Here is a 14,386-nt window from a genome sequence, read left to right as displayed (position 1 = left end):
GAGCAATTGCGAATCTAAGGGGAAAATGCCTAACATAAAAAAAGAAATCGAGGAGAAGTTCGGCAGCCGGCTACGAACACGTGTCAACGGAATACTTGTAGAAGACAACCGAATCCTGATGGTCAAACATTATATGGGGGAGGGAAAATATTTCTGGAACGTTCCGGGCGGAGGGATGAAATACGGGAGCAGTGCACCTGAAAACCTAAAGCGTGAATTCCAGGAGGAAACAGGCCTAAATATAAGCGTTGACGAATACCTATTTGTGCATGAATTCCTTCAACCACCCCTTCATGCGATCGAGTTGTATTTTGAGGTAAGAAAAATTGGCGGGAAGATGGCCAAAGGAACAGATCCTGAACTGGACCAGCAGCATCAGGTAATCGCTGATTTGTGTTTTTTAAGTGTGGAAGAAATACAGAAAATCAGTAACGAGGAAAAACATGCTATGTTTTGGGGAATAAAATCCGTCAATGATGTAGGAATATGGAAAGGATATTTTAATTTTGGAAATAAATGCATAAACTAGCATTTCGAAAGAAACCACAAAATCTTTATTTACCATACAACAGACATAAAAATCGATCAAAATGAATCTGACCAAAATTTTATCTATCGTATTTCTTCTAGGTGCACTAGGCCTCGCTTACAGACTTTATTTGGGCGTAGATGAAGTAGTAGAAGAAGAAAAAAGATTAGCAAGAACAGAAGCCAGGATTATTGAAAAGCTTCAAATGCTCCGGGATGCCCAAATTGCTTATCGTGGAACAAAAGGCGAATATGCGGCTAGCTGGAATGATTTAAGAGAATTTATCCAAAGTGGTTCAATTTATATCGTTCAACGAACAGAAACTACCACATTGTTGGACTATGGTAAAGAGGAAACCACTGTTACCATTGATACGCTAGGGTCGGTTAATGTGATTGACTCTTTATTCAATGAAAGAAAATACCCTGAGTTCAACTTGGAAACCATGAATGTAGTTCCAGGGTCTGGAGGAAAACAGTTTGAATATTTCACTGACAAGATCGAACGAAGCGGACGAGAAGTTTCAGTGTTCGAAATAAGGGATCCTGCTCCAATTAATCCTGATCGTAGAAAAAACAACAATGAAAAGGCCCTTCGGGTAGGATCTAGAGTAGATACCTCCACATCCGGAAACTGGGAATAACATTGAGCAAGGAAGGGAAATATCTCCTAAATAAATTTGATAGCGATAAATTGGATATTGAAGAAATATCCAGTTTATCGCTTTTCTTGTACAGTCGGTTACTGTCCGTTCTGGCCAAAAACCCGATAGGTGAAGTAATTGGTGTCCATGTGTATGGGTATAGCGAAGTCAATGAACTTTTTGAAATTATAGAGTCGGATACCTTTATCCAATCATCCAATACCTTTGGTAAACTTTTCGTACACAACGAGGCTTTTTGCCTCGTCCCCAATCACCTCTTTGACCCTTCCCACAAAGAACAATACTTGAACTTCACAACGGAAGTAGATCCAAATCAAATGGAAATCTTCTATGAAAACATCCCCTGTTCTGAAATTCAAGCCGTAGGTTCCCTACCTCTTGATATCTTAAAAAAGATTGAAGAATCATTACCTGATTTGGAATTTATTCCTGGTGTAGTATTTCCACTTTCCTTTTTATTTGACCCTGACACTGTTTTCGAAGACCATGAAATCTTTATTTTCCCCATTCCAGACCACATTTACATTGCCGCATTTTCGCTTGGGGCACTTGTTTTTTTCAACTCGTTCAAAATAAATACGGAACATGACTTTATTAAATACACCCTAACAGTAACTCAACAACTTGGATTTGAGCAGGAAAGCGCAAAAGTGAGTATACTGGGAGATCTTTCCCAGGTACATTCCAGCGAGGGCATATTGGCACCTTACTTCACTTTTGTCTCCAAGGAGGTGCCTCCGGAAAAAATCATCTATTCCCCCGGTCAAGGTCTCGATGATTTTAAAAAAACCATGTTGCTTGAAGCTTACTGGACCATTTAATAGTACATGAAAAAAATAGCCCTTTTCCCGGGATCCTTTGATCCATTCACCAAAGGACATCAGGATATCGTCCAGCGGGGATTAAATATTTTTGATAAGGTAATCATTTCCATTGGTCATAATACAAGCAAAAAAAACAGGTATTTTGACTTGGATCTAATGGTCGGAAAAATTGAAGACCTATACAAAGACAACCCTAATGTCAAAGTGGTCATCTACAATGAACTCACTTCGTCGCTGGCAAAAAAACATCAGGCAAATTTCTTGCTGAGAGGGCTGAGAAACACCACAGATTTTGAATACGAAAATACCATAAGTCAAATGAACCGGTATCTCAACGAGGAGTTGGAAACCGTGTTTCTTATTACCTCTCCCCAATTTGCGGCTATCAGTTCGACCATCATAAGAGAAGTCCACCGATATGGGGGTGATGTAAAGGAGTTTCTGCCTTATGAAATCTGAGGGATCTTGGGTGTCATTTTCAAAAAAAACTTATACAAATACCTCATGGATGGATAAGAATTAATCAATGCGGTTTTCGCCTCCTGATGGGACATCCATCTGATATCGGCAATCCCCTCCTCAATTTGTGGTTTCATCCCATTATCCTCTAAGCAATCCATCGTATACCAATAGGTTTTCTTAAGAATGCTCTTCCTGTTCTGGGTATAGGTATGCCAGGTTTTGCAAATTGGCGCATTTAATCTCACCTTAATACCACATTCCTCCTCCACTTCCCGTAAAGCACATTCCGAGGGGGATTCCTTTTTTTCGAATTTCCCTTTGGGAAAATCCCATTTGCCAAGCCTATAAATAAAAAGTACTTTGTCACCCTTAGTAACTATTCCTCCCGCCGCCTTTATGATCAGAAAGCGGCTTTTTATAAAGGACTGAAGCTCTTTTTTATTAGAAGAGACCAACGTCACAGAATCCAAGTGCTTCAACTTCCTTGTCCGCAATACATACAGCAGTTTGATAATGATGTCCATGGAAGGGTCGATGATCAATACATCGTCATGCAGTCCGGTATAGTGGGGCAAGTCCTTGGGATTTTCGTAGACACATTCAAAGCTTTTAATGGGCGGAAGTTCCGATGGAGTTAGCAGTTCTACAGGTTTGTCATTGATGAAAATCTTCATAGCTGCATTGTTTCATCAAAAATGCATTTTTTTTTCGCCCATCACAACCTTCCTTAAAAAATTATCCCATAATTTTATCACATGGAAATTTTCAACCCCTCAACCGCAAAATTAGTCGCTAAAAAATTATTAGAAATCGAAGCTATCCGGCTTGCTCCCAACAGCCCCTTCACATGGGCCTCCGGTTGGAAATCTCCGATTTACTGCGACAATAGGCTATCCCTATCCTATCCCGACCTTCGTACTTTTATAAAGGAATGCTTGGTAGGCGTCATCCATAAAAATTTTCTATCCATAGAAGCAATAGCCGGCGTGGCTACGGCGGGTATTCCACAGGGAGCACTAATTGCCGACAAGTTAAACCTCCCTTTTATCTATGTTCGGTCCAAGGCAAAAGGGCACGGAATGGAAAACATGATTGAGGGCAAAGTAATACCCGGTCAAAAGGTAGTCGTGGTAGAAGACTTGGTGTCTACCGGAGGAAGCTCACTGAAAGCCGTGGAAGATCTCCGGAAAAACGGTGTAGAAGTACTGGGTATGGTAGCTATCTTCACCTATGGCTTTGATGTAGCCAAAACGAACTTTGAGAATGCGGGGGTAAAATTGGTTTGCCTGAGTGACTATCAGCATATGCTGGAGCAGGCATTGTCCGATGGCCTTATTCCAGATGAGGCATTGGCCACCCTTCAAAAGTGGAGGGAGGATCCCGGTAGCTGGGGAAAGTAACGAATTCCCAGAAGCAGTGAATACCTGATCAATATTTCTCTATGATCCCTAGTCCAAACAGGGCGAAGTCGTATTTTACAGGATCAACCGGATCAAGCTGGCGTAAGTTTTGCGTGAGTTCCTGGGCAGTAAGCCAATCTGTTTGTTTGCGCTGTATAAGCCCGAGTCTGCGGGCTACCCTATCCACGTGCAGATCGCAGGGGCAAATAAGCTGATATGGCTTTATCGTTTTCCAAAGGCCAAAATCCACCCCCTTGTCATCATTGCGGACCATCCAGCGTAGAAACATTGTGATTCGCTTGCAAGCAGACTTCCGAAGGGGAGTAGCCACATGCTTGCGGGTACGCATCGGCGCTTCGGGGAGCGAAAAGAATGTCTTGTGAAAGTTTGTCAAAAGGGTGCCCATGATATCAGCTTGCTCTGTCCAATCGTTGGTAAAGGCCTCTTCAAGGCTCTCATGATTTTGATAGAAGGATCTAAAAAACTGAATAAAATACAGTGTGTCTAGGTCATTGAATGTTCGGTGTTTGAAATTTAGCAAAGGTTTTAGATCTTGATCGCTGTGATTCAGTACAAAGTCATAGGGGCTGTTGTCCATCATTTCCATCAGAACAAGGCACTTTTGGACGATCGTCTTCCGCTGACCCCAAGCCAAAGTAGCCGCAAAAAACCCGGCTATTTCAATATCCTGCAAGCGCCTAAACCGATGGGGAATAGATATGGGATCTAAGGGTATAAAATCGGGTCGATTATACAGCGATACCTTTTCGTCTAAAAAATCCTTAATCCCGTTGTCCATCAAGCAATGGACACTTTGACCTCTCCTCCCTGTATGCCGTCAAACCACTTGAAATAGACGTAGTTTTCCTCCTTTTCCGACAAGTGCCAGTCAAAACATTTGATGGTGGTCAGTTTGGTGAGTTGGTCTTCATCTGGATTATAGAGACAAATATCAAAATCGGGAATTTCCTTGATATCAGTAGAATTCCACTTTTCAATGATCAATCCTTCTTTAATCACCTTTATTTTTTTTCCGAAAATATGTTCATCAAGGATGGAAGGGATTCCGTCTTTTCTCCTAAACTGGTAGCAATTGGGACCAAAAAGGATTTGTTTATGGAGCCTGCCTTCAATCAGGTCCGCCTCAGCGGAAATGGTCTCCCATCCTCCCAATTCCTTAAATTCCTCCGCACCTGTTGAAGGCCGGATGCTTTTTAACAGTCTGGATATCCAAGAAAAAAACATGGTGATTCCCACGAAAACCAATCCAAAGGTAGCTAAAAAAGGATAGGAAAGTATAAATATGGCATTCCACACAAATTTAAATATGTGATGGAAAAGTAGTTGGAACTTATTCATTGCAGGTTGCTCGATACCTCAAAATTACGTGATTATCAGTGAATAACCAAATTATGGGGTTACAATCAACCCTAGAACCATCTACACCCGTATCATCTGATTGAGGCCCTACTCTAATAGGAGACTTCTACCGGAAACCTAGAGTTGACTGCCTTTAGCTGGTCGAATGCCGCTTTTGACACTTTAATAATGAGCTTATTATTGTCCCCCGTATTGGGCAACGCGCCTACTACCCGTGCAAAAATAGTAACATCATTACTCTCATTCCGAACCCGCATAATTGTCCCCACGGGTGCGTCCCGGTGTAAGACCAAGTATTTCTTGTGGTTGCCGGTTCCTTCGATGACTTCTGCTTGTCCGGTTTCTTTAATATTTTTGAATGCGGTAGTGGAAGCTTCACTATTGGAAGTAGAAGTGCCCGCCCCACTAACTTGAGGTCTTGAAGTTCCAGCATTAGCCGCAACCGGCTTTTCAGGGCCAGGATATGTAGTGACAGGAATCGATGCTCCTGTCTCTCTACCAACTTTCAAGGTTTGGCCCGGGGAGAGGTTGTTGGAGGAAAGAGCATTCCAGGAAATCAAATCCTCCACCTTTGCCTCATATTGCTGGGAAATAGAAAAGAGAGTTTCTCCCTGTGTGACAGTATGTGATTTCCACCCACCGATGGTGGAGATATTGGAAGTTGGTCCTTCTGCGCGTACTGGAGTGCCGGATGGATTTGGTTTTTCATTCGCTTTCGGATTATTGGCGGCAGCCTTCCCTGAAGCAGTGGATCCGGCATTTTTCGGCATCCTTGCAGCGGGATTCGTTCCTTCCACAGGTCGATTAGTTATGGCTACCTTCTGATCCGCCACGGCTACAGTTTCCTCTAGTTTTTCAGTCGGTACCGGAGAATCTGTTGAAACAAGACGCTGAATAATCAACCCCTGCCCCATGCTTAGGTCATTGCCCTGTAAATCATTCCAAGCCTTCAAGTCAGCGACTGATACTTTGTATTTTTGGGAAATGGCAAAAAGCGTCTCCCCCTGTGCCACCTGGTGCAGCAGGGCCCCCTCAGGAAGTGCCTTTTTTTCGATATAGGGAACCCGAATCCGTTGACCGATTTTAAGCCCGTCCTTCAAGGTTTCATTGCTTTGAACAATTTCATTTACCGGAGTTGAGTACCTTCGGGAAATTCCGAACAAGGTTTCCTGCGGAGATACTTCATGGACTATAAATGTCCTGTCGCCCTCTCTCTCCACACCCACAGAATCCAAGGTCGTCAGCGGCGAGGCAAGCACTGAAGCTGAAAAAAAACAAAAACCGATGATCAATAAGTTACCCTTCATTTTACTATTTCTTTTACATCTAAACGTCCGATGCTCATGCAAATTTCAAATTTATTTTATCAAATCCAACTTCAAGGTAAACCATTTAAGGGATTAAAACATTTAATCAGTATATTCAGCCCTAAATGATTCATCAATGAGAAGACTTCCGCTTATTTGTTTATTTTTCATTCTCTTCCTAGCCAGTGCTTTCGGTCAAACTGACGATGAAGTGGTAGAGCAAGAAAAAGAAAAAACTGTTTTTGTCTTTGAAGTGAAAAGTGACATCGACCCAAGGATGAACCGAAAAGTTCGCCTTGCCCTCGAAGAGGCGAAACGAATCGAGGCAGATCTTATCATCATCCATATGGACACTTACGGAGGTGCGGTCAATGATGCCGATGATATACGGACCATGATATTGGAATCCAAGATTCCCATCTATTCCTTCATTGACAAAGATGCCGCCTCTGCCGGAGCATTGATCTCCATCGCCTGTGACAGCATATATATGGCTCCCGGAGCCAGCATAGGTGCGGCAACGGTGGTAATGGGGGATTCGGGAGAGGCCGCCCCGGACAAGTATCAATCCTATATGCGCTCTATGATGCGTTCCACCGCAGAAGCTAGGGGACGGGATCCCAAAATCGCCGAAGCCATGGTGGATGAAAGGCTGGAGGTAGAAGGCGTTAGTAAAGCTGGGGAAGTGATAACCTTTACGGTCTCAGAGGCCATCGCAAATAACTTTTGCGAAGGTCAGGCATCCTCTATAGATGACCTGCTTGCGCTACAAGACAAGTCTGACTATACAATCGTCTATTACGAACCCTCTGCCATTGAGGATGTTATTGCCTTGTTTCTAAACCCGGTAGTTAGTGGGTTTTTGATTTTGATTATTTTTGCGGGTATTTATTTTGAACTGCAAACCCCCGGGATTGGCTTTCCGCTGCTGGCAAGTGTTATCGCCATCATCTTGTATTTTATCCCCTATTACCTGACAGGTTTAGCCACCAACTGGGAGGTTGCTGTGTTTATTGTTGGGGTGGTATTTTTACTGGTGGAGATTTTCGTACTTCCGGGATTTGGAGTTTTTGGCATACTGGGAATAGTGGGTATCCTTGCCGGGCTCACCCTCGGTATGGTTCCAAACGATGCCTTTGACTTCACCTTTGTAGCCTCAGGGAAATTGTTTTCTGCCTTGCTTACCGTAATCCTTTCAGCCATTTTGGCCACGGTCTTGATATTTACGCTGACGCCGAAAGTCAATGAGTGGAAAGCCTTTAGCAGTATATCGTTGGCTACTACCCAACAAAGCAATGAGGGATATACCTCCACTTCCTATAGCGACGACATGATAGGCAAGGAAGGCGTAGCCCATACCCGACTGATGCCAAGCGGAAAAATATTGGTTGATGATGAGATGTACGACGCCTACTCCAGGGGGGAATTTATCGACCGGGGAGAGAAAGTGAAGATCATCAGTGCCGAGGGAACCTCTTTAAAAGTAAAAAAAGTATAAGATTTAGTGGTTCTTTTATTAATTTCATTTCCGATAATCAATTTCGTGTACAAGTGCACCAGAGATTGGGATAGGGTAAACTGTTAAAACTGCCTATTAATGAATGTATGGAAGAGGATATATTCCTTGTACGGTACGGTGATTTTTTTCGCTGTGTTCCTTTTACTACTTCCGATATTTTCCCTGACGATAGAAATCCCCGGCTTAAAACGGTATGGAAGGAAAATGAACCGAATATGGTCCAAGCTGTTTTTTGGACTGCTGCTTATCCGTGTCAAAATTGAAAACTTGGAACAACTGGTAAACCAGGAAGGTCCATTTGTAATTGTATCCAACCATTTCTCCTATTTGGATATCCCCGCCTTGGGACTGATTCCTGCCGATTTGGTCTTTGTGGGAAAGGCTTCCTTGGGAAAAGTCCCTCTTTTTGGGTACATGTTTCGGAATCTGCATATTGCCGTAAACAGGAACAGCCTGAAAAGCAGGGGTGAATCCATGCTTAGGGCGAAGGAAATTCTGGATGAGGGAACGAGTGTTGTGATCTTTCCCGAGGGAGGCATCAACAGTCCGGAGCCTCCCCTCCTGGGTAGGTTCAAAGAAGGAGCTTTCAAAATCTCCCAAGACAAACAAATTCCCGTAATTCCTATCACCTTATCCTATAATCACTTAATTTTGCCCGACGACGGCAGGTTTTTGTTGAAGCATATGACAGCAAAGATGGTCATCCATCCGCCTATCTTTTGGAACTCCATAAACCCGCAGTCGGTAGAAGAAGTAAAGGAAAGCTGCCGGCAAGTTATTCAGGAGCAATTGTTGATTGACAACCCTGAGGTTACCGCCCTGTCTGCCTCGAGTATAAACGAATAGCATAAACCGGATAGAATTCATACCCGGTTACTGATAAAAAAAACTATGAAATTAGATACCAATACCCTCAAGAAAATCGCACACCTGGCCCGTTTGGAATTTGATGAAGAAAGTGCAGGAAAGATGACCCAGGACATGACCCAGATTTTGAATTGGGTGGAGAAGTTGAACGAATTGAATACGGATGGAGTAGAACCCCTGACTACCATGTCCTCCGAAGTGAACGTAATGCGGGAGGACGTTGTGGGTACCCACTTGGATCATGAAAAAGGACTGAAAAACGCTCCCCAGCGTGATTCTGATTACTTTAGGGTACCGAAGGTACTGGAATAATGGCTGGCCGATTGGACAAAAAAATCCTTCTAATTGGTTTTATTCTTCTTCCCGGCTTGCTTATAGTCTTGGCGGCCTTGGGAGGAATTGTCCTGCTCTTTTTAGGTGAAAGTCCAGGATTGCCCGTCTTGGCAGGAATCACGGCAGAAAAGGTAAACATCCCGTTGGATTCTATCCACGTGGGTTTCGCTTCGTTTACACTTGAAACGCAGAATTACCTGCTTTTTCAAGTTTTTGAATCCCTTCCTCCTAGGCTCTTTCCTTTTCTCACCCAACTCACAGGGGGTATCCTTTGGATGCTTTTCAGTCTGGCGGTGATTCTATTTACTGATTTCAAACGTTACTACTTTGTCGCTGCCACAGGGGTGGTGATTTTTCTACTGACACTGAGTGGAATAAACGGATTGAATATCGGCGGCATCGGCTCCAACAATGCGATGATCCTCGCATTGGTAGGCTTGGTATTACCGGCAGTCGTAATTCAGACATTCTTTGATTCTAGGGGTTGGACATTTAGGTCCATTGTAATCCTGGCTTTTTCAGGTCTGTCCTATTTCCTACTTATCCGGCTTTCAGGTGCGATGGCGCCTACCCTATTGCTTGCGGAAAACATAAGTTTAATGGCGGCCGCTATAGCCGGGATTTTCCTGATATATATCGGCCATACTGCGATATCGGCCATCTACCTTATGTTGGCCAAACTGAACCGGGGAGTAGGTTTACGGATTTCCTGGCACCTAACCATTTTCACCCTGCTATACTTAGCCTTAATAGTTCTTATATTCTTTCGGCTTATGGGCGAGGTCGACTTGGGATTACCGCTTCCGCCAACCTTTATACTCTTTGTCTTAGTGGGAGTTTTAGCCTATCTGGAAGCAAGGGTTAAGATCCGAACTGTCACCCAACCTTACGGAGACCCGTGGGTGGGAGAAGGTATTTTTTTAATTGGATTTGCCATCACGGCTTGGGTCTGGTTTAGGGCAGACCTGGTAGCCAACACCCCACTTTCTGATTTTCTTCAGCACCTGTTTATCTACAGCCAACTTGGTTTTGGCGCATTGTTTTTCATTTACCTGATTACCAATTTTCTGGGTATTATGAATACCGGCAATGCTGTGGAAAAAATCCTATATCGACCTCCGTTTTTCTCCTTACTCCACATGCGGATCGGCGGATTATTGAGTATGCTAATTCTAACCATCTATGCTGATGGAGTAGTCGGCGTTCAGTTCGGAACGGCATCCACACATCTCTCCGCGGACTATTATTATGCTACAGACAGAACACGGGAAGCAAGCATCCTTTATGAAAACAGCTTTGAGCGATACCGGAACAACCCCAAAGCGCTAAATGCCGTAGCCCATATCGCCTTGGATCAAAAGCAACCTACCCTGGCGATCAACACCCTAATGAGAAGCTTTGATACCCGCCCCCAGGTACCGGATATTTTGCTTCTGAGTGCAAATTTGATGAAGGTAGGAAAAGTGACCGAAGCGTTATTTTACCTAAAACAAGGATTGACCCATTACCCTGACAACGAATATTTATTAAACAACCTGGCCTTAGTGAGTAGCCGGGTTAATCAAGCCACAGAAGGACACCTCCTGCTTTCCCAGATGGAAAAATATGCCGGTATACGTGATGCCAACCTGATTGGCTTGGAAATCAAACATCGATTACCTCAACGAACGGAAGCAACCGTTAAAAACGTTGCAGGTACCATCAATACCTTAGCCCGCTACAACCTCGCCGGGGAACAGGCGCCGATTACTCTGGAGACAGACAGTATCAGTCAGGGTAGTCTAATAAACAAAGCGTTGCTGCGCAACCAATGGAGCAACCGCGCCACGGGAGACATTGATGCAGATTTGGTGCTTTTGGACAGTCTTATAGCCCAAAACTTCCTCCCCTCCGAGGAAGCGGAACTTCGGGAGACAGGAAGTGTCCGCAACTATCAGAGCGACCGGATCAACGAACTTCTGAAAACATTAAACGGGTTAGCCTATAATTTCCCCAACAGTGCGGGGTTTTATCATTCCTTTGAGGCACTGGTTTTTCTGGGACAGATGGATTTTGAGAAATCCGCCCAGTCTTGGGTGCGTGCTGAGGAAAAGGGCTTTTCGAAGTTTACCGATGACCACCTGCCCATCCTCTACTTTGGGGGAATGCCTGAAGAGGCCGAAATCATTGCGTTAAAATACTCCCTCTCCTATCCGGACTGGATGACTTGGGATTACAACCGAAATTTAATCCCTAATGACACCCTGCACTTGGTCAGGGGACTGGCTAGATTGCTTCCGAGCCTGAAAAAAGATTTTTGGGGGGATTTTGAACGGATATCAGATCCAGCGCTTAAGGGCTTCTTTGCCTATCAGGTGTTGCTGCGAAAGTCCCATTGGCTGGATCAAGCTGAGATGGATGCCCTTGCTGAAGCGATTACCGTAAATCCACCACTTGGTAACCAGGAGGAGATAGATATACTGATTCAGGCCCTCCGATCTAAAAACATCCCCGAAGAATCAGAGGTAATAACTCCGTTGAATCGATTTTATGGACAGCAGTCTGCTAGCAATGCTTATTGGACACCAATCCTACTGCAGCGGATGGCTTCCTTGGAGGAAGGTTTGGATAAATACAACTTATTGCAGGATGCCGCCCAGTTCAACAAAGACCCTTTGCTTTGGCTTGAGCTAGTCCGTTTTTCTAGGATTTTGGGTTTAGACCGCTACGCAACCGAAAACCTGCAAACCATGTCCGAGTGGATTTCCGGGGAGGATTTGATCGAGTTGCAGTTGAAGCATTTTTAGATGTCCCCAAAAACCTTTGAGGTCTTCCAGACCTCGAAGGTTTGAAATCCTAAGGAATAATTTATCCATTAATCTCACGAAGAAAATAAAATCGTTGAATTCGTAGTGTTAGATTGGTTTCTTGCCGCAGGGGAAGCGGGTTAATGCAGTGGAAGGTACAAACGATTTTCAAATAAGTCGAAACGGTCTCCGCATACAATTCTTTGCGGACACTGCGTGAATCTTATTCATCTGGGGAACAGTAATTATTTTGCCTTCTTTCTATACGCTGAAACATTCAAGTGGAACATTCAGAAAAAGTTGTTCAGTGATATCCCTTAAGTGAATAAATATAAAGTGTATTGTCCTTAATGGCATAAACAAACCTATGTTCCTTATTTATTCTACGTGACCATTTACCTGCCAATTGGTGTTTCAGTGGTTCAGGCTTACCAATCCCTTTGTACGGACTTTCCAATATCGAATCAAGCAGCTTTTCTATCTTTTGTAATATTTCCGTTTTGCCTAAATTTTTCCAATATTCTAAATCTGATTTGGCCTCCGGGGTAAGCTCTATTTGCATAAATCCTTAAACTCTTCCAAAGATATTTTAACACCTTTTCCGTCAGCAAAATCTTTATCCCCTTTTAGAACTTTGTCTACAAACTCCGGAGCGTAAGGATTTTCTCTAGCTACTTCAAATTTGATATTAAGTGCTTTGGCGAATGCTTTAAGTGCGTTTTCCTGTTCCCTGTTTTCAGTATGGATAATTATGGTACTGCTCATACCTAATCAAATTAACAAACTTAGGTCTTTAAGCATTCCTTACAAAGGAAAGAGTAAGGACCATCAAAGACACACCAATAAACTCAAAAATACAGTAAAAAGGGGCATAAAAAAAGAAGTTTGGTATATTAATCAATTACCAGTAAAACAAAATAAACTGCACCGACTTTTCAATAAATTTGTCAAATTGCAGCTGTGAACGATTCAATATAATTTAACAAAATTTCCCTTCCCTAAAATCTGAAAAAGGAGATCCAGGATTTTGTGGTTTTCTCCTAATACAACATACCAAATAACCAAAGAGGTACTCTCCGATTACTCCCCCCTTCTATATCAAGTGCCAGGTATGAATGGGGGATTCCCCGGAGCTGATCGGTGGTTTTGGAAGCTCCGCCTACCTCAAATACATAGGTATCATCGACCATAAAGTCACCAAACTTAGGAGCCGTCACCGAATGAACAGCACTCAGTTGATTGAGGAAAAAAGTTTCACGGACACTGCCAATATTGGCCATTTCCGGCGAAAAGACATAAATAAAGTTGGGGTTTTGAAGATAAATCTTCTCAGGCTTCTGAAGGTAACTTATCCCTTGATGGTAAGCATTTTTTGATTCCAAAAAGTAAGGGAAATAGCCAAATCTCATATAATTCTGGAAATCTGAATCAAAATTGAAGGTGTCCAAAATTTCAGAGGCCAATATTTGATGCTTGTTTAAAATCTCTTCCAAACTCAGTTTTGGCAGGTTAATATTCTTCTGAAAATTAAGGTATTCCCTGAAAGACAAGCCGTGTAGATGATAGACCGATGCTCTTCTGGATAGGTCCGCATTTCCCTTGGAAATATCAAGAATGGAAGATCCTGTCGCAATTATTTGAATATCTTCATAATCATCATAAAGCTGCTTGAGATCTTTTGACCACCACCCATATCGGTGAACTTCATCCAATAGAAAAACACGATAGCCCAGCTCATAGAGGGATTCCACAGATTCTACTAATCGGTGGGTTTCGAAATAAAAATCGTCAAGGCTTACATAAATTCCCATTCGCTGGATAGCGGAAAGATGCTGTAAAAGTAGGGTAGTTTTGCCTGAACCCCTGTAGCCGAGAACAATTATTAGCTTTTGCTCCCAATTAATTCGCTCATAGAGGTACCTTCTTTTCTTTGACGGACTGTGCTTTACGCTCAGATTTCCGAATCAGCCATTTCATAAAATGGTTTTTATAAAAAGCTTTGTTGTAGAATAGTTTTTAAAGAAAGCATAATTAAAAGTTTAATAAATTTGACATGAATGACCTACCGTTTCAAAAATAAACACTGCGGTCGCTGCCTAAAAACCTTTGCGCCCGCCGCGTGAAAACCGTTGCGATCGCCGCGTGAAACAAATCGTTGCGCCCGCCGCGTGAAAACCGTTGCGCCCGCCGCGTGAAACAAATCGCTGCGCCCGCCGCGTGAAAACCGTTGCGCCCGCTGCGTGAAACAAACCGTTGCGATCGCCGCGTGAAACAAATCGCTGCGCCCGCCGCGTGAAAACCGTTGCGCCCGCCGC

At 43.3% G+C, this 14,386-nt stretch carries 17 protein-coding genes; 9 read left to right on the top strand and 8 right to left on the bottom strand.

The genetic code is table 11. From position 1 onward, the window contains the following. The first annotated feature begins 25 nt into the window (after positions 1 to 25). The 4 genes from FQ608_RS23955 to coaD all read left to right on the top strand — a co-directional run bounded on the left by FQ608_RS23955 (position 26) and on the right by coaD (position 2,476). The gene (locus FQ608_RS23955; protein WP_158861032.1) at positions 26 to 529 is read left to right on the top strand and encodes an NUDIX domain-containing protein; all 504 of its coding nucleotides are present in this window, start codon (positions 26 to 28) and stop codon (positions 527 to 529) included. A gap of 61 nt (positions 530 to 590) precedes the next feature. Continuing rightward, complete coding sequence (locus tag FQ608_RS23950; protein ID WP_158861031.1) at positions 591 to 1,172, top strand: hypothetical protein; 582 nt, start codon at positions 591 to 593, stop codon at positions 1,170 to 1,172. A gap of 2 nt (positions 1,173 to 1,174) precedes the next feature. Further along, positions 1,175 to 2,014, top strand: coding sequence for a DUF3822 family protein (locus tag FQ608_RS23945; RefSeq protein WP_158861030.1), 840 nt, complete (start codon positions 1,175 to 1,177; stop codon positions 2,012 to 2,014). Between the two features lie 6 nt (positions 2,015 to 2,020). Then, positions 2,021 to 2,476, top strand: coding sequence for a pantetheine-phosphate adenylyltransferase (coaD, locus tag FQ608_RS23940; protein ID WP_158861029.1), 456 nt, complete (start codon positions 2,021 to 2,023; stop codon positions 2,474 to 2,476). Here coaD and FQ608_RS23935 read toward each other — a convergent pair. Continuing rightward, positions 2,464 to 3,153: an NUDIX hydrolase gene (locus FQ608_RS23935; RefSeq protein WP_158861028.1), complete on the bottom strand. Its 690-nt coding sequence runs from the start codon at positions 3,151 to 3,153 to the stop codon at positions 2,464 to 2,466. The two genes, coaD and FQ608_RS23935, sit on opposite strands and share 13 nt — an antisense overlap. 81 nt (positions 3,154 to 3,234) lie before the next feature. Here FQ608_RS23935 and pyrE point away from each other — a divergent pair, with 81 nt between their 5' ends. Continuing rightward, a complete protein-coding gene (pyrE, locus tag FQ608_RS23930; protein ID WP_158861027.1) occupies positions 3,235 to 3,879 on the top strand; it encodes an orotate phosphoribosyltransferase in 645 nt (214 codons plus the stop codon). A 28-nt stretch (positions 3,880 to 3,907) separates the two neighbouring features. Here the strand turns inward: pyrE and FQ608_RS23925 are convergent, their stop codons facing one another. The 3 genes from FQ608_RS23925 to FQ608_RS23915 all read right to left on the bottom strand — a co-directional run bounded on the left by FQ608_RS23925 (position 3,908) and on the right by FQ608_RS23915 (position 6,566). Then, positions 3,908 to 4,678 carry a TIGR02757 family protein gene (locus FQ608_RS23925; RefSeq protein WP_158861026.1) on the bottom strand — a complete coding sequence of 257 codons (771 nt, stop codon included), beginning with the start codon at positions 4,676 to 4,678 and terminating at the stop codon, positions 3,908 to 3,910. After that, the gene (locus tag FQ608_RS23920) at positions 4,678 to 5,238 is read right to left on the bottom strand and encodes a hypothetical protein (protein ID WP_158861025.1); all 561 of its coding nucleotides are present in this window, start codon (positions 5,236 to 5,238) and stop codon (positions 4,678 to 4,680) included. The genes FQ608_RS23925 and FQ608_RS23920 overlap by 1 nt, the downstream gene beginning before the upstream one ends. A 113-nt stretch (positions 5,239 to 5,351) precedes the next feature. Further along, positions 5,352 to 6,566 (bottom strand): LysM peptidoglycan-binding domain-containing protein, encoded by a 1,215-nt coding sequence (locus tag FQ608_RS23915; protein ID WP_158861024.1) that lies wholly within the window; start codon positions 6,564 to 6,566, stop codon positions 5,352 to 5,354. Between the two features lie 136 nt (positions 6,567 to 6,702). On the opposite strand from FQ608_RS23915, the gene FQ608_RS23910 reads away from it, so the two are divergent. From FQ608_RS23910 to FQ608_RS23895, 4 genes are all read left to right on the top strand, one after another. Then, positions 6,703 to 8,064, top strand: coding sequence for an NfeD family protein (locus FQ608_RS23910; RefSeq protein ID WP_158861023.1), 1,362 nt, complete (start codon positions 6,703 to 6,705; stop codon positions 8,062 to 8,064). Positions 8,065 to 8,289: 225 nt separating this feature from the next. Next, on the top strand, positions 8,290 to 8,931 hold the full coding sequence (locus FQ608_RS23905) for a lysophospholipid acyltransferase family protein (RefSeq protein WP_317168956.1): 642 nt from the start codon (positions 8,290 to 8,292) through the stop codon (positions 8,929 to 8,931). 45 nt (positions 8,932 to 8,976) lie between these two features. After that, positions 8,977 to 9,264: an Asp-tRNA(Asn)/Glu-tRNA(Gln) amidotransferase subunit GatC gene (gene gatC / locus FQ608_RS23900; RefSeq protein ID WP_158861021.1), complete on the top strand. Its 288-nt coding sequence runs from the start codon at positions 8,977 to 8,979 to the stop codon at positions 9,262 to 9,264. An 11-nt stretch (positions 9,265 to 9,275) separates the two neighbouring features. Beyond that, complete coding sequence (locus tag FQ608_RS23895; RefSeq protein ID WP_158861020.1) at positions 9,276 to 12,071, top strand: tetratricopeptide repeat protein; 2,796 nt, start codon at positions 9,276 to 9,278, stop codon at positions 12,069 to 12,071. A gap of 304 nt (positions 12,072 to 12,375) precedes the next feature. Here the strand turns inward: FQ608_RS23895 and FQ608_RS23890 are convergent, their stop codons facing one another. The 4 genes from FQ608_RS23890 to FQ608_RS27650 all read right to left on the bottom strand — a co-directional run. After that, entirely contained in the window at positions 12,376 to 12,633 is a 258-nt protein-coding gene (locus FQ608_RS23890) for a Txe/YoeB family addiction module toxin (protein ID WP_158861019.1), read from the bottom strand. Then, positions 12,624 to 12,836, bottom strand: a complete 213-nt coding sequence (locus tag FQ608_RS23885; RefSeq protein ID WP_158861018.1) for a DUF2683 family protein — start codon at positions 12,834 to 12,836, stop codon at positions 12,624 to 12,626. The genes FQ608_RS23890 and FQ608_RS23885 overlap by 10 nt, the downstream gene beginning before the upstream one ends. A gap of 275 nt (positions 12,837 to 13,111) precedes the next feature. Continuing rightward, the gene (locus FQ608_RS23880) at positions 13,112 to 13,951 is read right to left on the bottom strand and encodes an ATP-binding protein (protein WP_234364374.1); all 840 of its coding nucleotides are present in this window, start codon (positions 13,949 to 13,951) and stop codon (positions 13,112 to 13,114) included. A 190-nt stretch (positions 13,952 to 14,141) separates the two neighbouring features. Beyond that, positions 14,142 to 14,386: hypothetical protein (locus tag FQ608_RS27650; protein ID WP_234364364.1), on the bottom strand; the 245-nt coding region annotated here is incomplete at its 5' end.

This window comes from Lunatibacter salilacus (genome assembly GCF_009797935.1).
Classification (GTDB): domain Bacteria; phylum Bacteroidota; class Bacteroidia; order Cytophagales; family Cyclobacteriaceae; genus Lunatibacter; species Lunatibacter salilacus.
This window is presented reverse-complemented; position numbering and strand designations above follow the sequence as displayed.

Bases quoted from the DNA above. Each gene is read 5' to 3' on its own strand.
- coaD (WP_158861029.1), top strand. From the start codon at position 2,021: ATGAAAAAAATAGCCCTTTTCCCGGGATCCTTTGATCCATTCACCAAA.
- FQ608_RS23925 (WP_158861026.1), bottom strand. From the start codon at position 4,678: ATGGACAACGGGATTAAGGATTTTTTAGACGAAAAGGTATCGCTGTAT.
- FQ608_RS23890 (WP_158861019.1), bottom strand. From the start codon at position 12,633: ATGCAAATAGAGCTTACCCCGGAGGCCAAATCAGATTTAGAATATTGG.
- FQ608_RS23920 (WP_158861025.1), bottom strand. From the start codon at position 5,238: ATGAATAAGTTCCAACTACTTTTCCATCACATATTTAAATTTGTGTGG.
- gatC (WP_158861021.1), top strand. From the start codon at position 8,977: ATGAAATTAGATACCAATACCCTCAAGAAAATCGCACACCTGGCCCGT.
- FQ608_RS23910 (WP_158861023.1), top strand. From the start codon at position 6,703: ATGAGAAGACTTCCGCTTATTTGTTTATTTTTCATTCTCTTCCTAGCC.
- FQ608_RS23905 (WP_317168956.1), top strand. From the start codon at position 8,290: ATGAACCGAATATGGTCCAAGCTGTTTTTTGGACTGCTGCTTATCCGT.
- FQ608_RS23955 (WP_158861032.1), top strand. From the start codon at position 26: ATGCCTAACATAAAAAAAGAAATCGAGGAGAAGTTCGGCAGCCGGCTA.
- FQ608_RS23885 (WP_158861018.1), bottom strand. From the start codon at position 12,836: ATGAGCAGTACCATAATTATCCATACTGAAAACAGGGAACAGGAAAAC.
- FQ608_RS23915 (WP_158861024.1), bottom strand. From the start codon at position 6,566: ATGAAGGGTAACTTATTGATCATCGGTTTTTGTTTTTTTTCAGCTTCA.
- pyrE (WP_158861027.1), top strand. From the start codon at position 3,235: ATGGAAATTTTCAACCCCTCAACCGCAAAATTAGTCGCTAAAAAATTA.
- FQ608_RS23935 (WP_158861028.1), bottom strand. From the start codon at position 3,153: ATGAAGATTTTCATCAATGACAAACCTGTAGAACTGCTAACTCCATCG.
- FQ608_RS23950 (WP_158861031.1), top strand. From the start codon at position 591: ATGAATCTGACCAAAATTTTATCTATCGTATTTCTTCTAGGTGCACTA.